Annotated in this window: 20 protein-coding genes; 9 read left to right on the forward strand and 11 right to left on the reverse strand. The window is 64.1% G+C overall.

The window, feature by feature from the left end; translation table 11 throughout:
• The first annotated feature begins 3 nt into the window (after positions 1-3).
• Both QD280_RS05325 and QD280_RS05330 read left to right on the forward strand, forming a co-directional pair.
• A complete protein-coding gene (locus QD280_RS05325; RefSeq protein WP_131432440.1) occupies positions 4-279 on the forward strand; it encodes a DUF1315 family protein in 276 nt (91 codons plus the stop codon).
• Positions 267-1,223 carry a DUF2797 domain-containing protein gene (locus QD280_RS05330; protein ID WP_279838534.1) on the forward strand — a complete coding sequence of 319 codons (957 nt, stop codon included), beginning with the start codon at positions 267-269 and terminating at the stop codon, positions 1,221-1,223. Before QD280_RS05325 ends, QD280_RS05330 begins: the two co-directional genes overlap by 13 nt.
• A gap of 151 nt (positions 1,224-1,374) precedes the next feature.
• On the opposite strand, the gene QD280_RS05335 is transcribed toward QD280_RS05330, so the two are convergent.
• On the reverse strand, positions 1,375-2,970 hold the full coding sequence (locus tag QD280_RS05335) for a RimK family protein (RefSeq protein ID WP_347881953.1): 1,596 nt from the start codon (positions 2,968-2,970) through the stop codon (positions 1,375-1,377).
• A gap of 168 nt (positions 2,971-3,138) precedes the next feature.
• Between QD280_RS05335 and QD280_RS05340 the strand changes: the two genes are divergently transcribed.
• The 6 genes from QD280_RS05340 to pepN all read left to right on the forward strand — a co-directional run bounded on the left by QD280_RS05340 (position 3,139) and on the right by pepN (position 10,366).
• Complete coding sequence (locus tag QD280_RS05340; protein WP_279838535.1) at positions 3,139-3,780, forward strand: N-acetyltransferase; 642 nt, start codon at positions 3,139-3,141, stop codon at positions 3,778-3,780.
• A gap of 78 nt (positions 3,781-3,858) precedes the next feature.
• Positions 3,859-4,347 (forward strand): YajQ family cyclic di-GMP-binding protein, encoded by a 489-nt coding sequence (locus QD280_RS05345; RefSeq protein ID WP_279838536.1) that lies wholly within the window; start codon positions 3,859-3,861, stop codon positions 4,345-4,347.
• 301 nt (positions 4,348-4,648) lie between these two features.
• Positions 4,649-5,491, forward strand: coding sequence for a S1-like domain-containing RNA-binding protein (locus tag QD280_RS05350; RefSeq protein WP_175089419.1), 843 nt, complete (start codon positions 4,649-4,651; stop codon positions 5,489-5,491).
• Positions 5,492-5,653: 162 nt separating this feature from the next.
• Positions 5,654-6,865, forward strand: coding sequence for a glycerate kinase (locus QD280_RS05355; protein WP_279838537.1), 1,212 nt, complete (start codon positions 5,654-5,656; stop codon positions 6,863-6,865).
• Positions 6,866-7,189: 324 nt separating this feature from the next.
• Positions 7,190-7,615, forward strand: coding sequence for a YbaN family protein (locus QD280_RS05360; RefSeq protein ID WP_225996323.1), 426 nt, complete (start codon positions 7,190-7,192; stop codon positions 7,613-7,615).
• Between the two features lie 99 nt (positions 7,616-7,714).
• Positions 7,715-10,366, forward strand: coding sequence for an aminopeptidase N (gene pepN, locus QD280_RS05365; RefSeq protein WP_279838538.1), 2,652 nt, complete (start codon positions 7,715-7,717; stop codon positions 10,364-10,366).
• A 172-nt stretch (positions 10,367-10,538) separates the two neighbouring features.
• On the opposite strand, the gene QD280_RS05370 is transcribed toward pepN, so the two are convergent.
• The 10 genes from QD280_RS05370 to QD280_RS05415 all read right to left on the reverse strand — a co-directional run bounded on the left by QD280_RS05370 (position 10,539) and on the right by QD280_RS05415 (position 21,191).
• Positions 10,539-10,826 carry a hypothetical protein gene (locus tag QD280_RS05370; protein WP_043334097.1) on the reverse strand — a complete coding sequence of 96 codons (288 nt, stop codon included), beginning with the start codon at positions 10,824-10,826 and terminating at the stop codon, positions 10,539-10,541.
• Between the two features lie 61 nt (positions 10,827-10,887).
• The gene (locus QD280_RS05375) at positions 10,888-13,095 is read right to left on the reverse strand and encodes an EAL domain-containing protein (protein WP_248377271.1); all 2,208 of its coding nucleotides are present in this window, start codon (positions 13,093-13,095) and stop codon (positions 10,888-10,890) included.
• A gap of 233 nt (positions 13,096-13,328) precedes the next feature.
• Entirely contained in the window at positions 13,329-13,964 is a 636-nt protein-coding gene (gene nth / locus QD280_RS05380; RefSeq protein ID WP_043334098.1) for an endonuclease III, read from the reverse strand.
• Between the two features lie 88 nt (positions 13,965-14,052).
• A complete protein-coding gene (locus tag QD280_RS05385; protein WP_043334099.1) occupies positions 14,053-14,763 on the reverse strand; it encodes an electron transport complex subunit E in 711 nt (236 codons plus the stop codon).
• On the reverse strand, positions 14,756-15,535 hold the full coding sequence (rsxG, locus tag QD280_RS05390; protein ID WP_279838539.1) for an electron transport complex subunit RsxG: 780 nt from the start codon (positions 15,533-15,535) through the stop codon (positions 14,756-14,758). The genes QD280_RS05385 and rsxG overlap by 8 nt, the downstream gene beginning before the upstream one ends.
• A complete protein-coding gene (gene rsxD / locus QD280_RS05395) occupies positions 15,532-16,572 on the reverse strand; it encodes an electron transport complex subunit RsxD (RefSeq protein ID WP_153636224.1) in 1,041 nt (346 codons plus the stop codon). Before rsxD ends, rsxG begins: the two co-directional genes overlap by 4 nt.
• 91 nt (positions 16,573-16,663) lie before the next feature.
• Positions 16,664-19,663 (reverse strand): electron transport complex subunit RsxC, encoded by a 3,000-nt coding sequence (rsxC, locus tag QD280_RS05400; protein ID WP_279838540.1) that lies wholly within the window; start codon positions 19,661-19,663, stop codon positions 16,664-16,666.
• The gene (gene rsxB / locus QD280_RS05405) at positions 19,663-20,301 is read right to left on the reverse strand and encodes an electron transport complex subunit RsxB (RefSeq protein WP_043334101.1); all 639 of its coding nucleotides are present in this window, start codon (positions 20,299-20,301) and stop codon (positions 19,663-19,665) included. Before rsxB ends, rsxC begins: the two co-directional genes overlap by 1 nt.
• A gap of 1 nt (position 20,302) precedes the next feature.
• The gene (gene rsxA / locus QD280_RS05410; protein WP_043334102.1) at positions 20,303-20,884 is read right to left on the reverse strand and encodes an electron transport complex subunit RsxA; all 582 of its coding nucleotides are present in this window, start codon (positions 20,882-20,884) and stop codon (positions 20,303-20,305) included.
• Positions 20,885-20,900: 16 nt separating this feature from the next.
• Positions 20,901-21,191 carry a hypothetical protein gene (locus tag QD280_RS05415; protein WP_279838541.1) on the reverse strand — a complete coding sequence of 97 codons (291 nt, stop codon included), beginning with the start codon at positions 21,189-21,191 and terminating at the stop codon, positions 20,901-20,903.
• A gap of 29 nt (positions 21,192-21,220) precedes the next feature.
• Between QD280_RS05415 and QD280_RS05420 the strand changes: the two genes are divergently transcribed.
• Positions 21,221-21,727: a DUF3465 domain-containing protein gene (locus QD280_RS05420; RefSeq protein ID WP_043334103.1), complete on the forward strand. Its 507-nt coding sequence runs from the start codon at positions 21,221-21,223 to the stop codon at positions 21,725-21,727.
• The last annotated feature ends 28 nt before the right edge of the window (positions 21,728-21,755 follow it).

The raw sequence follows: 21,755 nt of genomic DNA on the forward strand, positions 1-21,755 counted from the left end.
GTGATGAGCAACATGTCCTTTGACGGCATGGTCGAGCAGATGACGCCGACCATCTACGAGAGCCTCAAGCAGTCCATGCAGCTGCGCAAATGGCCGGATGGCCGCGTGCTGACCCAGGAGCAGGTCGAGCTGTGCATGGAAGCCGTCATCAAGTACGAAGCGCACAACAACGTGCCGGCCGAGTCGCGTGTCGGCTTCATCGACAACGGCACCTGTGGGCCGCGTGATGACGACAGCACTGCAAGCGATGAGCCGGAGCAGATCAAGTGGGTCAACTGACGCTGGATGATGCCCTGAGTGCGGATGAAACCTCTGGTAAGGTTCAGGATGCGGCGCCCATCACGCTGAGTGGCAACCTTCACAAGATGTCCATCGTGCCCGCCGGTGAGGCGCTTGCGATCGATACCTCGTTTGATGCGCCGTCGGTCACGCGCGAGCCGCTGGCGGCCAACTATGGCCTGCGTCTGGGCGAGATCACCCAGCCGCTGAATGCCTATATCGGTCACAAGGTGCGATTGAGCTTCACCGGTCAGATCCACTGCAGCCATTGCGGTCGCAAGACCAAGAAGAGCTTCGCGCAGGGGCATTGCTATCCGTGCTTTCGCAAGCTGCCGCAGTGCGATGGCTGCATCATGAAGCCGGAGACCTGCCACTACGCCGAAGGCACCTGCCGTGATCCGCAGTGGGGTGAGGAGCACTGCTTCCAGCCGCACATCGTCTATCTGGCCAATTCCTCCGGCCTCAAGGTCGGCATCACGCGCAAGACCCAGATGCCGACGCGCTGGTTCGATCAGGGAGCCATCCAGGCGCTGCCCATCGTCGAGGTGTCCAATCGCCTGCAGTCGGGGCTGGTCGAGGTGCTGTTCAAGCAGGCGCTGAACGACCGCACCAACTGGCGCGCGATGCTCAAGGGCGATGTGGCAGAGCTGGACCTGGAAGCCGAGCGGGATGCCTTGCTAGCCCAGATGTCAGAAGGCCTGGCGGCGCTGCAGGCGCATTGCGGTGAAGGCGCCATCCGGGTGCTGGACACCACGGCGCTGGCCTTCGAGTTTCCGGTGCGCACCGCGCCGACCAAGGTCACCTCGTTCAACTTCGACAAGACGCCAGTGGTGGAAGGCGTGCTCGAAGGGCTCAAGGGCCAGTATCTGATTCTCGACAGCGGCGTGATCAATCTGCGCAAGTTCACCGGCTATGAGATCGAGGCTCAGCTCGGCGAGCAATGAGCCGCGGCTGAGCCATAGCCAAGAGCACAGCACCGCACACACGACAGCGCCCACGCTCCTTCATGGAGGGTGGGCGCCGTTGTTTCAGTGCCTCTAGTTTCTAGTTTCTGGTTTCTCGCTGCTTGCTACAGGCTTGCAGACTCGAGGCGTGTCAGCCCAGCACGGGCTGGCGGCGCGCCTGCATACGGGCCAGAAATACCTGCATCACGCGCCGGTAGAGCTCGCGTCCCAGCACCACATCCTCGACGCCGGCATCCAGATTCGGGTTGTCGTTGACCTCGATGACCACCACGCGGTCCTCCAGCTGTTTCAAGTCGACGCCGTAGAGGCCGTCGCCGATCAGACGCGTCGCCTTCAGGGCCGCCTTGATCACGGCCGCTGGCACCTCGCTCGGGTCGACCGTCGCGAAGCCGCCGGAGCGGGTGCGCGCGCCGCTGTGGTCGTAGATCTGCCAATGGCCACGCGCCATGTAGTAACGGCTGGCGAACAGCAGCTTGCCGTCGAGCACGCCGATGCGCCAGTCGAACTCGGTCGGCAGCCACTCCTGCAACAGCAGCAGGGCAGAATCATGGAACAGCCGCTCAGCTTCGCGCACCAGTGTCTCGGGGCCATCGATCTTGACGATGCCGCGGGAGAAGGCACCATCCGGCACCTTCATCACCAGCGGGTAGCGCATGTGCTGACCGCGCTCGGCCAGCTGGCGCAGTTCGCCCCGATGAATCAGGCGACCCTGCGGGGCACTCAGGCCGCGTGCCTTGAGAAGCTCATGCAGGAAGACCTTGTTGGTGCAGCGCAGGATCGACTGGCTGTCATCGATCACCACCAGCCCTTCGTGCTCGGCACGCTTGGCCATGCGATAGGTGTGGTGATCCAGACTGGTCGTCTCGCGGATGAACAGGCCATCGAACTCGGCCAGGCGGCCTTCATCGCGCCGGGTGATCAGGCTGACATCGATGCCCAGGCGCCGTCCTTCGCGGATGAAATGCTTGAGCGCGGTACGGTTGGACGGTGGCAGCGCCTCGTCCGGGTCGACCAGCATGGCGAGATCGAAGCGGTAATGGCGACGTGCCTTGGGCGTGCGCCACACCTTGCGCGAATGGCGATTGAGCGCTTGGGCGAAGCGGTCTTCATCCGCCGCTGCCAGGTGGCTCAGGGATTGTGGGCGCACCCGCTTGAGCACCCAATGATCGCCACGGCCTTCAAGACGCACCTCCAGCAGCGGACAGGGCAGACGTTCGAACAGCTTGAGTGCGAGACGCGCAAGCGCCGGGTCTGCGCTCTCGCCGAAGGTCAGCAGCAGGTCGAGGCGTGGTGGCTTGCCAGCCCCATGCGTCACGCCTTGCGGGGCGGGCAGGGCGCCCTTGCGTGTCAGCTCCTCGAGCAGCACGCGGGTGCCGCCCAGCTCCATGTCGATCAGCGACTTGCGTGACAGCTGATTGAGGGTCTCCACCGACGGCAGCGCCTTCTGGCCGCGCGCTTGAGCCAGCAACGAGACGTAATAGCCGATGCCCAGATAATCCAGTCCGCCACACAGGTTGATGACGTGGGTGGCGGGCTGCGGCGCATCGTCGGCGCGCTGGGCTGGCGCATCGCTTGAGAGTTCGGAAAGAAAGTCATGGGCGCTGATGACATCATCACTGGGATAGAAGGCGCGCCAGTCAGAAACACGGTCAACCACGATACGCAGGCGGGACATTGCGAAGCCTCGCAAGGCGGGCACCGAAGCGGTGCCGAATGCGCGCATCATGAGAAACAATCCCCGTCATCGCAATAGGCTGGAAAGTGAAATAATTTCATGCAAAGAGACCAAGACAAGACGCGCCTGCATGCCCAGAATGCAGCGCATTGCTACTGCCCCGCGACACGCTGATCCTCGGACGGCGTCAGGGCGCTGACAGGCGGGAGAGCCTGCACCATGACCCCCATTCTGCGCCCGGCCATCCGGGCCGATCTCGACGCTCTGGTAGAGCTCGAGGAAGTCAGTTTCGACAGCGACTGGTTCAGTCGTCGTCAGCTGTCCCATCTGATTCTGCGTGCCCATGCCCGTACCCTGGTGATCATCCAGCCCGATGACGATGTCATACCGACCACTCCGGCGGTGGACGATGTCATGGCCGCGCTATGGCCGGCCGGCAGCGTCGAGCGCGATGACGCCACGCCGCTGCGCAGCGTGCTCGGCTACGGCACCGTGCTGTTTCGGCGCAATTCACGCCGGGCGCGACTCTATTCCTTCTGCCTGCATCCGGAATCGCGTGGCCGCGGCCTTGCCCAGCGCATGCTGACATCGCTTGAGCAGCTGGCCATCGCGCAGGGCTGTACGCAGTTCGATCTTGAGGTGCACACCGGCAATGGCGCGGCGATCGCGCTCTACGAGCGTCACGGCTTCGAGAAGTGTGGTCGCCTGCGCGATTACTATGCCGATGGGGCCTCCGCCTGGAAGATGCGCAAGGCATTGACGCTGGATTCACCGGCGCCGGTGGCTGAGGAACTCGCGGCCGGTGATGCCGGTGAAGCGCACCCGGGGTCGCCCCCAACGGTGAATGCCGGCGCCGCCTGAGCCAGGGGCATGGCGCGCGTGGCCCCCATGGGCTAGGATGCGCTGTTTATTCTTCATGGCTTCAAAGGAATCGCTCCCATGCCGTCATTCGATATTGTCTCCGAACTCGACAAGCACGAAGTTCAGAATGCCGTCGATCAGGCCAATCGCGAACTCGCGACGCGCTTTGACTTCAAGGGCGTGACTGCCAGCTTCGAACTTGAGAAGGAAGAGAACGTCAATCTGGAAGCCGATGCCGATTTCCAGTTGCGTCAGATGATCGAACTGCTCAAGGGCCGTCTGATCGCGCGCGGCATCGACGTGCGTTGTCTGGAAGAGAAGGACGCCGACACCGCTGGCGTGCGTGCCCGTCAGCAGCTGGTGCTGCGTCAGGGGCTGGACCAGCCGACCGCCAAGAAGATCGTCAAGGCGCTCAAGGATGCCAAGCTCAAGGTCCAGGCGCAGATCCAGGGCGAGAAGGTCCGCGTCACCGGCAAGAAGCGTGATGACCTGCAGGGCGCCATGGCGCTGCTCAAGGGCGATGAGAGCCTCCGGCTGCCGCTGCAGTTCAACAACTTCCGCGATTGATCCAGCGCGCAAGCGACTGGCGATTGCCATTCTCAGCACCGTTCGCTATCGGCGTGCGGTGCTGTATTCGTTTGATTCGCTGATTTGCGATTTCGTGAGAGTCACTGATTAGCATGTTTTCTGGATCAACAGATTCACTTTGAAAGCGTCATGTCTCGTCGCTGGCGCTACGCTTGTCCAGCTCGGTGCTTCACTCGAGACGACCGGACGCGTCGCTTTCAAAGCGTTTCACCCTATTCGTACGTAATATCTGCGCCATGCGGGCCGCTTCGGCACCCGACAACGCGCAAAGAGAGGTTATATGTCTGCTCCGCTCGCTATCGGCCAGCGCAACACCCTGACGATCACCAAGCGGGTCGGCTTCGGCGTCTTCCTCGATGGTGGGGATCGCGGGGAAATCCTGCTGCCGACGCCCTTCATTCCGGCGGGGGCCGACATCGGTGACGAAGTCGAAGTCTTCGTCAGTCTGGATGATGAAGACCGCCTGCTGGCCACCACGCGCTATCCGCGTGCCATGGTCGGCGAATTCGCCGCGCTCAAGGTGGTCGAGGTCAATGACATCGGCACCTTCCTCGACAATGGCCTGGGCAAGGACCTGCTGCTGCCCTACGGCGAGCGCAAGCGTGAGCTCAAGGCCGGCCAGTTCGCCATGGTGCACGTCGGTCTCGACAAGCACAGTGACCGCATGGTCGCCTCGATGCGTCTGGATCGCTGGCTCGACAAGACTCCGGCCACCTACGCGGTGGGCCAGGAAGTCTCCGGTCTGGTCGCTGCGCGCACCGACCTGGGCATGAAGATCATCATCGACAACGCCCATTGGGGCCTGGTGCACCACGACCGTATCTTCACGCGTCTGCGCATCGGCAACCGTCTGCGTCTGTGGGTGTTGAAGAATGACGGCAACGGCAATGTCGATCTCACGCCGCAGGCGCCGGGTCCGGCCGGCCATCAGCAGCTGGCGGACCGCATTCTGGCCGCGCTGGAAGCCAGTCAGGGCGTGCTGCCGCTGGGCGACAAGAGCGAACCGGAAGCCATCAGCGAAGCCTTCGGTGCCAGCAAGGCCAACTTCAAGCGCGCCATCGGTCACCTGAAGCGCGAAGGCAAGGTCACGCTGGCGCCCACCGAGACGCGTCTGGTCAAGTAAGCGCCACTGTCAGCCTGAAACGCAAACTGCCACCCTCGGGAGACCGACGGGTGGCAGTTTGCGTTTCAGGCTGCCGCATGGCACCAATGACAGCGTATCATGGGGGTATCTTGCGCTGAGTCGCCCCCATTCGCTCCTTCACTTTCGACAAGGAATGTCTGCATGACTGTCTCTGCTTCTGCTGCCTCCGCTTCTTCTGGTCCCTCAACGTCTGCTGGTTCGCCGCGTCTGTTGATTGCTCCTGACAGCTTCAAGGAGGCGCTGGCAGCCAGTGATGCCGCCGAAGCCATGGCGCGTGGTGTTCGCCGGGTATTGCCCGAGGCACAGATCGATCTCTGCCCGCTGGGGGATGGCGGTGAGGGCACGCTGGCGGCGTTGTTGGCGGCGGCCAGTGAAGCAGACCCCATCGAGGCGCGCAGCGCTCAGGTGCGTGATCCGCTCGGGCGTGACGTCACCGCCCAGTGGGGCTGGCAGCCGGGTAGCCGCACGGCCATCGTCGAGCTGGCCGAGGCCAGTGGTCTGCATCTGGTCAGCCCTGATGAGCGCGACGCGCGTGTCGCCGACACGCATGGCGTGGGTGAGCTGATCCTGGCGGCGCTGGACGCCGGTGCCGAGCGGCTGATCGTCACGCTGGGCGGCAGCGCCACCAACGATGGCGGCAGCGGCATGCTGCGCGCGCTCGGGCTGCGTCTGCTCGACGCTGATGGCAATGAGCTGCCCGCAGGTGGCGCGGCCCTTGCGCGTCTGGCGAGCCTGGACGTCACTGCGCTGGACCCACGCCTGGCCAACCTCAAGGTGTCTGCCGCGGTCGATGTCGACAACCCCCTGTGTGGTCCGCGCGGCGCGAGCGCCGTGTTCGGCCCGCAGAAGGGCGCCGCTGCCGCGGTGGTCGAGGAGCTGGATGCGGCACTGGGCCACTTCGCGCGCCTGAGCGCGGAAGTGCTGGGCGCAGACCAGCAGCAGTTGGCCGGTGCAGGGGCCGCAGGCGGCATGGGCTACGCGGTGGCGGCCTGGTTGAATGGCGAGTTGCGTCCGGGCATCGAGCTGGTGATGGAGCGCCTCAACGTGAGTGAGCGCCTGGCGGGCTGTGATCTGCTGATCACCGGGGAAGGCGGCCTGGATGGCCAGAGCCTGGGCGGCAAGACCCCCATCGGTGCCGCGCGTGCCGCGCGAGCCGCCGGGGTGCCCGCCATCGTGTTGGCGGGGCGACTGGCCGAGGGCTGGCAAGCCGCCCATGATGAGGGGGTCAGTGCCGTCTTCACGCTGTGTGACAGTGCCATGCCGCTTGAGCAGGCGCTGGCGCGCACCTCGGAGCTGCTGACTGACCGCTGCGAGGCCATCATGCGTCTCTGGCAGTTGGCGCAACGTAGCTGATCGCAGCCCGGCTGATCGCAGCGCGGCTGATCGCAGCCCGGCTGATCGCAGCGCGGCTGATCGCAGCCCGGCTGATCGCAGCCCGGCTGACCGCAGCTAAACCACGCCCGGCTCGACGGATTGCGGCATCGAATCCGGCCGCAGACACCGGCCCACGGCCCCCATGGCGGGGGGCGTGGCCTTTCGCGATATCGGCAAGCCCGTTACCATGCACGCAGTTGCTATCAGGCGGACAGTCAGAAAGTACTTTTCCCATGAATGACTTGGCGTTTGACTGATAGCAGGAAGCACACGGTGTGTGACCGCAGGTGGTGAGGAACCGACATGATGATCTTTCGGCGCATGAAGCGTATCTGCTGGCTTGGCCTGGCCTGGTTGTTCTTCGGCATCGGCTTCGCTGGCATGTTTCTGCCGCTGCTGCCCACCACCGTCTTCATGCTGCTGGCGCTGGCCTGTGCCAGCCGAGGTTCCCCGCGCTTTGCGCGCTATATCCGGGAACATCCCCAGATCGGGCCGACGCTGGTGGCCTGGGAGCGCGAACGCGCCATTCCGCTGCGCGCGCGCATCATGGCGGTCAGCATGCTGGCCGTCTCGATGCTGATCATCCTGTTTACCGTCTCAGTGCTGGCCGTCAAGGTCTCGCTGCTGGTCTTCCTGTCGCTGTTGGCACTCTGGCTGGCCACGCGCCCGGAGCCCAAGGGCGAGGGGGCGAACCTTGCCGTCAGTGGCGAATCCCTTCCGCGCGAATGAGCGCTTCATCGCGGGCAGGTGAGGTGTCTGCTCCCTCGCTGTCCGCTGTCTTCCTGCCGTGAGGAGTCCTCTCCCGCGGCGCTGATTGCGGAGTCTTTGATGTCACAACCTGCAGCGATTCATCTTGCCGATTATCAGGCACCCGCCTGGCGTGTGCTGGACACCCGCCTGACGTTTGATCTGGCACCGTCCGCGACCCGTGTGACGACCGTGCTGACCCTCGAGGCCAATCCCGATGCTGCCGTGGGCAGTGATGCCACGCCGCCGCTGGTGCTCAATGGCGAGCATCTGACGCTTGAGTCCGTGCGTGTCGATGGGCGAGCGCTGGCCAGTGATGAATACAAGCTCGACGAGACTCACCTGACCTTGGCCGGCCTGCCGGCCAACTGTGAGCTCGAGACGGTGGTGGTGATCGACCCGGCCGCGAATACCGCGCTGGAAGGGCTTTATGTGTCCTCGGGCATGTTCTGCACCCAGTGCGAGGCCGAAGGCTTCCGTCGCATCACCTACTACCCGGACCGCCCGGACGTGATGTCGGTGTTCACCACCACCATCATCGCCGACAAGGACAGCTACCCGATCCTGCTCTCCAACGGCAATCCCGTCGAGCGTGGCGAGTACGAGGGCGGTCGTCACTTCGTCACCTGGCAGGACCCGCATCCCAAGCCGTGCTATCTGTTCGCGCTGGTGGCGGGAGACCTGGTCAAGCATGACGACAGCTTCACCACCATGAGTGGCCGTGACGTCGCTCTGGAAATCTGGGTCGAGCCGGAAAATCTCGACAAGACCCAGCACGCCATGAACTCCCTCAAGGCCTCCATGAAGTGGGACGAGGAAGTCTACGGTCGTGAATATGATCTCGACATCTTCATGATCGTCGCGGTCAACGACTTCAACATGGGCGCGATGGAGAACAAGGGCCTCAACATCTTCAACAGCGCCTGCGTACTGGCCAACCCCGATACCACCACCGACGCCGCCTTCCAGCGCGTCGAAGGGGTGGTCGCCCATGAGTACTTCCACAACTGGTCGGGCAACCGCGTCACCTGCCGGGACTGGTTCCAGCTGTCCCTGAAGGAAGGCTTCACCGTCTATCGCGATCAGACCTTCTCCGCCGACATGAACTCGGCGCCGGTCAAGCGTATCGAAGACGTCGCCATGCTGCGTACCGCGCAGTTCGCCGAAGATGCCGGCCCCACCGCACACCCGGTGCGCCCGGCGTCCTATATCGAGATTTCCAACTTCTACACTCTGACCATCTACGAGAAGGGTTCCGAAGTGGTGCGCATGGTCGCCAATCTGCTCGGGGAAGAGGCCTTCCGCCGTGGCAGTGACCTCTACTTCGCGCGCAACGATGGCAGCGCCGCCACCATCGAGGACTTCATCAGCGCGATGAGCGAAGCCTCCGGCCGCGACTTCAGCCAGTTCATGCGCTGGTACTCCCAGGCCGGAACGCCGAACATCGCCGCCAGCGGCACCTTCGATGCCCAGGCAGGCACCTATTCCCTCACGCTGCGTCAGTCCACGCCGCCTTCACCGGGGCAGGCGGAGAAGCTGCCGCTGGTGATTCCGGTGCGCATGGGGCTGGTCGGCGCCGATGGCAGCGATCTGACGCTGACCCTCGACGGCGAAGCGCTGGGCACGGAAACCGTGCTGGAGCTGACCGAAGCCGAGCAGACCTTCGTCTTCACCGGCCTTGCCGGCGCTGCCGAGCCGGTGCCGTCGCTGCTGCGTGGCTTCTCCGCGCCGGTCAAGCTGGCCTTTGACTACAGCCGTGAGCAGCTGGCCTTCCTGATGCAGCACGACAGCGATGGCTTCAACCGCTGGGATGCCGGTCAGCGTCTGGCCATGGCAGCGCTTGAAGACCTGATGGCGGCCTGGCAGCGGGGCGAGCAGGAGGCCCAGCTGGATGAGCGCCTGCTGGCCGCCTATCGCTTCCTGCTCCAGAGCGAAGCTTCCGATCGTGCGGTGCTGGCCGAGATGCTGACGCTGCCCTCGGAGGCCTATATCGCCGAGCAGCAGAGTGTCGTCGATGTCGATGCCATCCACTGGGCGCGCAAGACCGCCAAGGCGCAGCTGGCCAGTGCGCTGCGCGATGATTTCGTGGCGCTCTATCACGCCAATGCGCAGCAGGGTGACTACGCGCCGACCTTCGAGCAGATGGCGCGTCGCAGTCTCAAGAATGCCGCGCTCAGCTATCTGATGAGCATCGAGGACGAGGAGGGCGTGCGTCTGGCCCAGGCTCAGCTGGCGGCGGCCCACAACATGACCGACGTGCGTGCCGCGCTGACGATGCTGGTGCACTCCTCACGCACCGACCTGGGTGACCCGGCGCTCAAGTCCTTCGCCGAGCGCTGGTCGCATGATCCGCTGGTGATGGACCAGTGGTTCTCGATCCAGGTCACGCGTCCGCAGGCCGATGTGCTGGACCGCGTGCGCTTCCTGATGGAGCACCCGGCCTTCTCGTTGACCAACCCCAACAAGGTGCGTGCATTGGTCGGCGCCTTCGCCGGCCAGAACCGCGTCAACTTCCACCGTCTCGACGGCGAAGGCTATCGTCTGCTGGCGGATGTGGTCATCGAGCTCAATCGTCTGAATCCGGAAATCGCGGCGCGCATCATCACGCCGTTGACGCGCTACAAGCGTTTCGATGCCAAGCGTCAGGACTTGATGAAGGCTGAGCTTGAGCGTATCCGTGGCGAGAAGCTCTCGAACAACCTGTATGAAGTCGTGGAGAAGGCACTGGCCTGATCCTCTGATCTGGCCCTTGAAGACAGACGGCAGTCATCGCGCGCATGGTGATGACTGCCGCTGACATGAAAAAGCCCCTGTCGAATGGCAGGGGCTTTTTCATGTCACGAGCCTGGCGCAAGTCCCGTCAGGGCATCGCGTACACGGTCATCGCTTTCAGGGGCATCGCGCGTCAGGCAATCATCCAGCCCAGGAAGGTCAGGCCGATGAAGGTCATCAATAGCCCGCCGATGATGGAGCCTCTCAATAGCGACGTGATGCCCTTGAAGAGCAGGTAAAGTCCCAGAATCAATCCCAGCAGGCTGAACAGCGAAGTGCTGAGCCCTAGCTCACCAGTGAGGCCATTGAAGAATCCCGATAGGGCATCATCGAAGTTGGCGAAGAAACCGCCCAGACCTTCGACGATGAAGCGAATGGCAGCACCCAGTTGCGTGCCGATCCAGTTGAAGAAGTCTTCCATAACGCATGATGTCCAGACAGAAAAGAGGCCCCAGTGTGCCATGAAAGACGCGGATGCGCTGTCATCCGAGCTGATACTTGGCGGTGAATGCCTCGATCGCCATCGGCTTGTCCATCAGATAGCCCTGCAGGGCATCACAGCCCATCTCCAGCAGCAGTTCGCGCTGCCTGGGGGTCTCGACGCCTTCCGCCACCACGCACATGCCCAGCTCACGCCCCAGCTGCACCATGAAGTTCACCATGCGGCGGTTCATCTCGTCGTTCTCGAGATCATTGACGAAGCTGCGGTCGACCTTGAGCTCATCGAAGGGCAGGTGCTTGATGTAGGTCAGGGAGGAGAAGCCGGTGCCGAAATCATCCAGTGACAGGCGCAGGCCCAGCGAGCGCAGCTCGTGCATGCGTGCGACCGTGGCGGGCATGTCGGTGGCGAAGACGTTTTCGGTCAGCTCCAGCTGCAGATATTGCGGGTCAAGCGTGTGCTGGCTGAGTGCCTTGGCGACATTGCCGACGTAGTGAGGGGAGTCCAGCTGCTTGACGCTGACATTGACCGACAGATAGATCTTTGCGAAGGCGGTGCCTTTCTGCCAGTCCTCCAGCAGCTTGCAGGCCTGCTCCAGTACCCAGTCGCCGAGGCTGTCGATCAGCTGGCTCTTCTCGGCCAGCGGAATGAATTCATAGGGCGAGATATTGCCGAGCTTGGCGTGTCGCCAGCGCAACAGGCACTCGGCGCCGACCAGCTTGAGTCCCCGATCGAATTGCGGCTGCAGTTCCACGTAGAGCTCTTCATTCTCGATGGCGCGGCGCAGATCATTTTCCAGCTGCACGGCGCGCTCAAGCTCCACGCGCATGCTGGGATCAAAGCGGACGGTCTGATTGCGTCCGGCTTCCTTGGCGCGATACATCGCGATATCCGCGCGCCGGATGAGCTCCTCCGCACTCAGATGGCGATCATGGAACATGATGCTGCCCAGGCTCGCCGAGCTGTGATGTTGCAGCGGCTGCGACTGTGGGCCCAAGAGCGAATACGGCTGGTTGAGCGCCTGCTGCAGGCGCTCCATCAGCTCATCCAGTTCGCGACAGGCAGTCTGTGGATCATGGCTCAGGGGCTGAACCAGGATGACGAACTCGTCCCCGCCGAAGCGCGCCACCAGGTCGCTGTCACGCACCGTGGAGCTCAGGCGATGCGCCACCTCGATCAACAGATGGTCGCCGGTGGTATGCCCCAGTAGGTCGTTGATCTTCTTGAAGTGGTCCAGATCGATGAAGATGAGCGCGCCGTGGGTGTCACGGGCGTCGGTGATGATGATGGCCTGCTGCAGGCTGTCGATCAGGGTGGCTCGGTTGGCCAGCTTGGTCAGCGAGTCGAAGCGGCTGTGCTGGTGCAGCAGGGCCTCTGATTCGACGATACGCGTGATATCGGTGATCGAGCCAATCATGCGTAGCGGATTGCCTTCGCTGTCCCGCTCGATGACATCGCCCTTGTCGATCACCCAGACCACATCGCCACCGCGGGTCAGCATGCGGTGGCGGTGATAATAGGCCGTCTTGCCCGCCATGCAGTCCTGGATGGCGATCATCGTCTCGGGCTTGTCCTCGGGGTGCAGCAGGCTTGCGAATTCTTCCAGGCTGTTGCTGAGCTCGCTCTCCGGGATGCCCAGAATCTGTGACCAGCGGCGATTGTGCGTCACGGAACTGGTCAGGATATTCCAGTCCCAGAAGCCTTCCAGCGAGGTGTCATAGATGTGGTCGATCTGGCGGGTCTTGCGCTCATGCTCACGGACTTCGGTGGTGATGTTGTGCGCCAGAACGGCGACCAGCGGCTGGCCGTGAATGTCATGGAAGGGCTGCTTGATGGAGCGGAAGTGGTTGACCTCGCCGGTGGTGCCGTCGGTGGCATCCTCGAAGACCGTCTCGCGCTCGAATCTGCTGAGCACCTGCTCCACGCTGCGCCTGAAGAAGTGGCTCTGCTCGGTATTGCCGGTGTAATGGCTGTCATCGCGCCCGATGATGTCCTCGCGCGAGGTGCCATAGAATTCGGTCAGGGTGCGATTGGCATAGCGAAACAGCCCCTTGGCATCCTTGATGAACAGGATGTCGGGGTGGGTGTCGACCAGGGTGCGCAGCAGGTGGTTCTCGGCTTCCAGTGCCTCGAGACGTGACGACATCTCCTGCAGTCGCGAGTGCAGGCAGCTGTCATCAGGCTGGCGGGAATCGTCGGAGCCTTCTGGGCGCGGAGAGCGGCGATCCCCGGCATCGGAAGGTGCGGTCATGGCAGGTTCCTGAGGCGACGGTCTGTGCGCTCAGTCTACGTTGCCGCTCGGTTGAATAGGCGGGGAGGCGAGGTTCATGCTCAATCAACGATCATGCATGCAGGCCACGCAGGCAGGCCACGCAGGCAGTCTACGCAGGATCGGGGCTTACGCCAGGCGCCTGGTGATCAAGTCCCAGTCATCAAGCTGTTGCTCACAAAGTCCCAGACATCAAATCCTTGAGGCTTGCGGCGTTACAGGTCGACCTTGTCCTTGTACTCGCAGAGATCTTCGATGATGCAGCTGCCGCAGCGCGGCTTGCGTGCCACGCAGGTATAGCGGCCATGCAGGATCAGCCAGTGGTGGGCATCGACCAGAAACTCCTTGGGCACATGGCGCATCAGCTTGTGCTCGACCTCCAGCACGTTCTTGCCCGGGGCGATGCGCGTGCGGTTGGAGACACGGAAGATGTGCGTGTCCACCGCCATGGTCGGCTGGCCGAAGGCGGTGTTGAGCACCACGTTGGCGGTCTTGCGGCCCACGCCGGGCAGCGCTTCCAGCGCCTCGCGAGTCTGCGGCACCTCGCCACCATGCCGTTCGATCAGCATGCGGCAGGTCTTGATGACGTTCTCGGCCTTGGTGTTGAACAGGCCGATCGTCTTGATGTACTCCTTCAGGCCCTCGACGCCCAGCGCGAGGATGCTCTCCGGCGTATTGGCGACCGGATACAGCTTCGCCGTGGCCTTGTTGACGCCCACATCCGTCGCCTGCGCCGACAGCAGCACCGCGATCAAAAGCTCGAAGGGCGTTGACCAGGCAAGCTCTGTGCGTGGCTCAGGATTCTCGTTGCGCAGTCGGGTGAAGATCTCGAGGCGTTTCTGGGCGTTCATGATATCTCGGGTACGGCGGTAAGGGCTTGGGAGCAGGCGTCGTCGACACAGGCCGTCAGGCAGCGGGCTGACAGCCTGTGTGAGGGGCTCAGGAGATGGTGCCGGTCACGCGTACACGACGCGATACCTTGGGCGCATCAGCGTTGGCTGCCTTGCGGCGCTGCTCGAGACGCTCATCGATGGTCTTCTTGCCCGCGATGATAAGCCCCATGCAGAAGAAGGCGCCCGGCGGCAGCACCAGGAACAGGAAGGAGTAATCCGGGAAGATCGTCAGCTGCCAGTCGGCGGCCATCGGCCCGACGAGCAGTTCCATGCCGGCAAACAGCGTGCCCTGGCCGAACAGCTCACGCATGCCACCCAGCAGCACCAGCACGGCCATGAACCCCAGCCCCATCATCAGGCCATCGGTGGCCGCCGGCAGCACGGGATGCTTGGCGGCGAAGGCATCGGCACGCCCGAGAATCGCGCAGTTGGTGACGATCAGCGGAATGAAGATGCCGAGAATCTGATATAGCTCATAGGTGTAGGCCTTCATCAGCAGCTCGGCACAGGTCACGAAGGACGCGATGATCATCACGAAGGCCGGCAGGCGCACTGCAGAAGGCACCAGATTGCGGATCAGCGACACCGCCACGTTGGAGCCGATCAACACCAGCAGCGTGGCAAGCCCCAGCCCGATGGCGTTGACGACGCTGGCGGTGACGGCCAGCAGCGGACACAGGCCCAGCAGCTGCACCAGCGCCGGGTTGTTGTCCCACAGACCGTCGCGGCTGATCTTGCCAAGCGAGATATCACTCATGAGGTTCGTCTCCGCCGTGTTCAGAAGGCGCTGATGGCGTGAGCGTGCCATCAGCGGTGGGAGCTTGCGTACTCTGTTGGGCCTTGGCAGCGCGGCGGGTCGCGGTCAGCGTCTCGCTGTCGCCGGCCAGCAGCGCCGTGCGGTGCGCCATGAAGTAGATCAATGCCTGACGAACGGCACCCACCACGGCGCGCGGGGTGATGGTTGCACCGGTGAACTGGTCGAAATCACCGCCATCCTTGTTCACCTTCCACTCCACCGAGCTGAGCGTCTGGTCATCGAATTCGTGAATCCAGTCGGACTTGCGCGCTTCGATCTTGTCGCCCAGCCCGGGGGTCTCGGCGTGCTTGACGGCGCGCACTCCGGCCACGCTGCCATCGGCACGGATACCGACCAGCAGGCGGATATCGCCGCTGTAACCCTTGCCGGTCACCACCGGCAGCAGCACCGCGACGGTCTCGCCATTTCGGGTGGCGCGCCAGCCGGTATCGGCGCTCTCCAGACCCAGCACCTGAGAAGGCGGCAGGGCGAAGGCCGCGTCGAGCAGGTCATTGTCGTGCAGCGACGGCGGGATGATCTCGGCCAACGCCGCGCTCTGGGCGGCACGCTCGTTGTCGGCGATGGTCTCGGCGGTGGTCATCTGGGTCACGGCGACGACGCCTGCGGTGACGACGGCGAAGACCGCCAGGCCCAGCGCTGCCCGCGCGATGGTGTGCTTCAGACCCTGCGCGGCCTGGGCTTGCTGTTCGGGCTGATCAGGCGTCAGGCTCATGCCTTGTCCTCCAGCTTGATGCCGCGACGGGCCTTCTTGTGACCATAGCTGCGTGGCTGGGTGTAGTAATCAATGAACGGCACGCTGAAGTTCATCAGCAGCACCGCGAAGGCGATGGCGTCAGGATAGGCGCCGAAGGTGCGAATCAGGTAGATCAGCACGCCGATGCCGACGCCGTAATAGAGCTTGCCCTTGTTGGAGGTCGCCGCCGTGACGGGGTCCGTGGCGATGAAGAAGGCGCCGAAGATCGCCGCACCGCACAGCAGGTGGAACAGGGGGCTGGCGTGCTGCTCGCCATCCACGAAGGCGAAGATGGCGGAGATCACCGCCAGGCTGCCCAGCATCGCCACCGGGATATGCCAGGTGATAAGGCGACGCGCCAGCAGCACCAGGCCGCCGAGGCCCCAGGCGATGGCCGTCTGCTGCCAGGCCAGCAGGTTGGCGGCAGGCAGCAGGCTCGGGTCTGCCCAGAACTCGCTGCTGGAAAGCTCGCCCTTGTTGCGGAAGGCGTCCAGCGGCGTGGCGCCGGTCAGGGCGTCTGGCGTGGCGATCACACCGAAGAACTGCTGCAGGCTGTCAGCGAAGCCGAGTGCGAAGCCATCCGGGGATGACCAGCGCGACATCTCGACCGGGAAGGAGATCAGCAGCAGCGCGTAGGCGACCATCGCCGGGTTGAACGGATTCTGGCCCAAGCCACCGTAGAGCTGCTTGGCGACCACGATGGCCGCGATCACGCCGGTCAGTACCAGCCACCAGGGCGCCAGCGGCGGCAGCGACACCGCCAGCAGCACGCAGGTCACCAGCGCCGAATTGTCCTTGAGGAAGAAGCTGACCGGACGGCCACGCAGCTTGAGCAGCAGCGCCTCGAGGGCGACACCCGCCAGACAGGCAAAGACGAGGTTGAACAGCACACCCCAGCCATAGTGCCAGCACAGCACGGCGATACCCGGCAGCGTCGCGGCCAGCACCCAGGCCATCACGCGCGAGGTGGCGGTTGGCCCGTGGGCATGGGGGGAGCTTGCATGCATCAGGCTCATGAGACGGTCAGATCCTTGCGGTAAATGGGCAATGACACGAGGCGTGCTTCAGGATGAGTCGCCGTTGGCGCGGTAATTGGGCTCAGGTCACTCATTGGGCGTCCACCAGTGCCTGCACCTCGGCCAATGACTCGCGGGCGTGTTCCAGATTGCGGCGCGTGCGGTCGACCTTGGTCGCCAGGCGCTGACGGTTTTCGTCATCCGCCTCGCTCAATGCGGCCTCTGCCTTGCGGTGGGCCGCCTCGGCCGCCTTGACCGCGATGCTGACCTGCTTGTGACGCTTGGCGAGGTTCTCGGCGCGTGATGCCTCGATCTCGGCCTGAGAGAGCGTCACGTTGCTGGCCATGCTGCCGCGCCCGACAGAACCCGCGGCGGGCTTGGGCGCCTCGGGAATCAATTCTCCCGCGCCCTTGGCGGCAGGCGTCGCGTCAGTGCTGCCAGCTTGCGCGCTGTTGAGGCGTACCTCGGCGGCGCGCAGGTTCTCCTGGGCCGTGGCCAGCAGAGTCTGCAGGTCCTCGATATCGCCTTCGCCACTTTCGCTGGCGCGGGCCAGGGCCTTTTCGGCCTTCTTGACCGCGATATTGGCTGCGGCGCGCGCCGTCTTGAGTGCCTTGATATCGGCGCTGGGTGCCGCAGCTGCCGGCGCAGCAGCATTGGCAGAAGAGCCAGCCGCACCTGTATCAGTGGTTTGAGCAGAGCCAGCCGCAGCGCTTGCCACAGGGCCTTTATCAGCGCCTTGAGCAGCGCCAGCGGCGTCGGTCGCCGCCTTGAGATCGCCTTCAGCCTTGGCCAAACGGGACTTGGCATCCGTCACGCTGGCCTCGAGGGCGGGGATGTCACCCTCACCGCTGTCCTGGGCGGTCTTGAGGGCCTTCTCGGCCTTCTTGACCGCGATATTGGCCGCGGCACGCGCCGTCTTGAGCGCCTTGAGATCGGCTGCCGGGGCAGCCGCGCCTGTCGCGGAAGTGCTGGCCGCCGCAGGGGCAGCTGACTCGCTGGCCTCGCTGGCGGCCTTGAGGTCGCCCTCAGCCTTGGCAAGGCGCGCCTTGGCATCCGTCACGCTGGCCTCGAGGGCGGGGATGTCGCCCTCACCGCTGTCCTGGGCGGTCTTGAGGGCCTTCTCGGCCTTCTTGACCGCGATATTGGCCGCGGCACGCGCCGTCTTGAGCGCCTTGAGGTCGGCTGCCGGGGCAGCCGCGCCTGTCGCGGAAGTGCTGGCCGCCGCAGGGGTAGCTGACTCGCTGGCCTCGCTGGCGGCCTTGAGGTCGGCTTCGGCCTTGGCCAGTCGCGCCTTTGCATCCGTCACGCTGGTCTCGAGGGCGGAGATATCGCCTTCACCGCTGTCCTGGGCGGTCTTGAGGGCCTTCTCAGCCTTCTTGACGGCGATATTGGCCGCGGCGCGCGCCGTCTTGAAGGCCTTGATGTCGGTGGCCGGTGCCGGCTGGACAGCGGCGGCCGCTGTGGTGGCTGTGGCTGCCGAGGCCGAGGTCGTGTCTGCGGCGGCGCTGGCATCGGCGCGGGCGGCGGCGGACTTCTGGGCCGCCTGAGCGCGCTGCTGGCGCTTGGCTTCCTTCTCGGCTTCCTCGCGCGCCATGCGCGCCTGCTTGAATTCGAAGCGGTGACGCGCGCGTTCGGACTTGCGCGCCTCGTGCTGGGCACTGCGAATCTCGCCCTTGGCGAAGCGGTAATACTGCACCAGCGGAATCTGGCTGGGGCAGACATAGGAGCAGGCGCCGCATTCGATGCAGTCCGCCAGATTGTAGAGCTCGGCCTTGTCGAACTCGCGTGCCTTGGAGAACCAGTAGAGCTGCTGCGGCAGCAGCTCGGCCGGACAGGCCTGCTCGCACATGCCGCAACGGATGCACGGCTGCTCGACCGCCGGTTCCGGCAGTGACTCGGGAGAGGAGGCCAGCAGGCAGTTGGTGGTCTTGATGATCGGCAGGGCGTCGCTCTCGAGCGTGAAGCCCATCATCGGCCCTCCCATCACCAGACGTGCGATACCCGTCGGCGCAGGCGCCGCCAGACGCAGCAGGTCTGCGATGGAGGTGCCCAGGCGCGCCTCGACATTGTGCGGGTGCTGCAGCGCCTCGCCGGTCAGGGTGATGACGCGCGAGATCATCGGCTCGCCGAAGCACACCGCACGCTGCACGGCGCGCACGGTGCCCGGGTTGTGCACCACCACGCCGACATCGGCGGGCAGGCCACGGCTGGGCACTTCGCGGTCCGTCAGCAGCTTGATCAGCTGCTTCTCGCCGCCGGAGGGATACTTGGTCGGTACCACCACGACTTCGAGGCGTGAATCCAGCGGCGGCAGGCGCTTGTCGGCGCGGCGGGCGCGAATCGCCTGTTCCAGCGCGATGACGGCCTCGGGCTTGTTGTCTTCGATGCCGATCAGGATGCACTCGGGGCCGATCAGGCTGGCGAGAATCTCGAGCCCTTCGATCAGTGCTTCCGGATGCGTGCGCATGGTCAGGTCATCGGCGGTGATGTAAGGCTCACACTCCGCCGCGTTCAGAATCAGGGTGTCGATGGCGTGGCGCTCACGCACCCGCGCTTTTACCGCCGAGGGGAAGCCGGCACCGCCCTGGCCGACCACGCCGGCGTCCTGCAGGCGCTGGATCAGGTCCTGGGCTTCCTGCTGACGCCAGTCGCGCCAGGCTTCCAGGCGCGCCCATTCATCGATCTCACCCTCGCGCTCGATCACGATGCACAGGTCTTCCAGGCCCGAAACGTGGGGAATCTGGCGCGGCTCGATGGCGGTGACCACGCCGGTGATGCTGGCATGCACCGGGGCGGAGATCATGCCCTGGGCGCGCGCGATCAGCTCACCCGTCTTGACGCGCTGGCCGATCTCCACCAGTGGTTGGGCGGGCGCGCCGATATGCTGGCTGAGCGGCAGCACCACCTCACGGGGCAGCGGGGCAGCCACCAGCGGGGCGCGGTTGGAGAGCGCCTTGTGCTCCGGCGGATGGATGCCGCCGTGGAAGTCGAACACGCGCGGCGTGCCCTGACCCTTTTGCGTATGTTCCGCCTCCGCCGTGGCAGAGGAGCGTGAGGAAGTCACCATGGATTTGAGTAACGACAGAACCATCAGGCGACATTCCTTGCAGATGTGGCAGTAGAATCGGCGGCATCGGTCACGATCAGATTGCCGCTGAAGCGGGCATTGTCGCGGGTCGGGCCCGCCGGTTGCGGCCAGTGCCAGCTGCGCACGTCAGTGGCGACCGGCACCATGTCGATGCAATCGACCGGGCAGGGTTCGACACACAGGTCGCAGCCGGTGCATTCGTCAGCGATCACGGTGTGCATGTGCTTGGCGGCACCGAGAATGGCATCGACAGGGCAGGCCTGGATGCACTTGGTGCAACCGATGCACTCGTCCTCGCGAATCACCGCCACCTTGGGCGTGTTGTCGCTGTCGCCATCCAGCGGCGTGGCCTCACGGCCCAGCAGGTCGGCCAGCGAGGCGATGGTGCTCTCGCCGCCCGGCGGGCACTTGTTGATCTCGTCGCCTTCGGCGATGGCCTGGGCGTAGGGCTTGCAGCCCGGATAGCCGCACTGGCCGCACTGGGTCTGCGGCAGCAGCTGGTCGATCTGCTCGACGATGGGGTCGCCCTCGACCTTGAAGGCCACGGCGGCGAAGCCGAGCAGACCGCCGAAGACGACGGCCATGGCCACCAGTGCGACGATGGCGGAGATCAGCGTATGGTCGTTGAAGAATTCGAGCATGTCAGATCTGCACCAGTCCGGAGAAGCCGAGGAAGGCCAGCGACATCAGGCTGGCGGTGATCATCGCGATGGCCGGGCCCTGGAAGGGACGCGGCACATCGGCGACGGCCAGGCGCTCGCGCATGGCGGCGAACAGTACCAGCACCAGCGAGAAGCCGACGGCCGCGCCGAAGCCGTAGAGTGTGGCTTCCATGAAGCTGGAATTGCGGTTCAGGGTCAGCAGCGCCACGCCGAGTACCGCACAGTTGGTGGTGATCAGCGGCAGAAAGATGCCCAGCACCTGATAGAGCAGCGGGCTGGTCTTCTTGACCACCATCTCGGTGAACTGCACCACCACGGCGATCACCATGATGAAGGCGATGGTGCGCAGGTACTCGAGCCCCAGCGGCGCGAGGATAAAGTGATAGGTCAGGTAGGCGCACATCGACGACAACGTGAGCACGAAGGTGGTGGCCAGCGACATGCCCATCGCGGACTCCAGCTTGTTGGAGACACCCATGAAGGGGCACAGGCCGAGGAACTGCACCAGTACGAAATTGTTGACCAGGATGGTGCTGATCAGGATAAGAAGGTATTCACTCATCAGGGGCGTCGCTCGGTCAGGGTGTTTCGAAGGCGCTTCCGTACTCGCGGCATGCATGAACCGGCACTCGCAGGCGATCAGGGCTGTTGCTGCCGCAAGCTGTCAGGAAGCTGCAGGGCAGGGGATCGTCGAGCGCGGCGGTATTATACGCAAGATGCTGCTGGCCGACAGCCTGTAGCGTGGCAAGCGAGGCGTAGTGTTGCCAGCATGAGACGACCATTGTTTCGCGTTTTGCTTGGTTCTTGAAGTAATAAAGAAGAATTCCTTTATTACTTTTATTGATTATGGCGTGATCTGAGACTTTCACGTCATCCGGGGTGGCACAAGGAGCGGGATATGCGCAGGACAGGAACACGCGGCCGTCGGCCGTTATGGGTCATCATCCTGGTGGTGGCGATGGCGGGCATCTCGCAGCTGACGGGCAATGGCAACTTCTCGCTCTCCCAGCTGTGGAATGACTTCCAGTCGCCGCAGGCCGAGGCGACGCAGGGGGAAGGCGCTTCCTCGGCAGACGAGAGTCGACTCAGGCGCGCCATCAGTGCCCAGCAGAGTGATGTGCAGGTGCGGGGCGTGGGCGAGGTGACGCGTCTGCTCAGGGATGATCTCAAGGGCAGCCGTCATCAGAAGTTCCTGATCCGGGTCGCGGGCGGCACCACCATTCTGGTGGCGCACAACATCGACCTCGCGCCCCGCATCGACAGTCTTCAGGTCGGTGATCGCATCGGCTTCTACGGGGAATATGAGTGGACCGACAAGGGCGGTGTGATCCACTGGACGCATCATGATCCCGGTGGCCGTCATGTGGATGGCTGGCTGGAGCATGCCGGTCGCCGTTACGAGTAGCCGTCCCGCCGGCCGGATGTGACGCATG

The sequence above is a fragment of the Cobetia sp. 1AS1 genome (assembly GCF_029846435.1).
GTDB lineage: Bacteria > Pseudomonadota > Gammaproteobacteria > Pseudomonadales > Halomonadaceae > Cobetia > Cobetia amphilecti.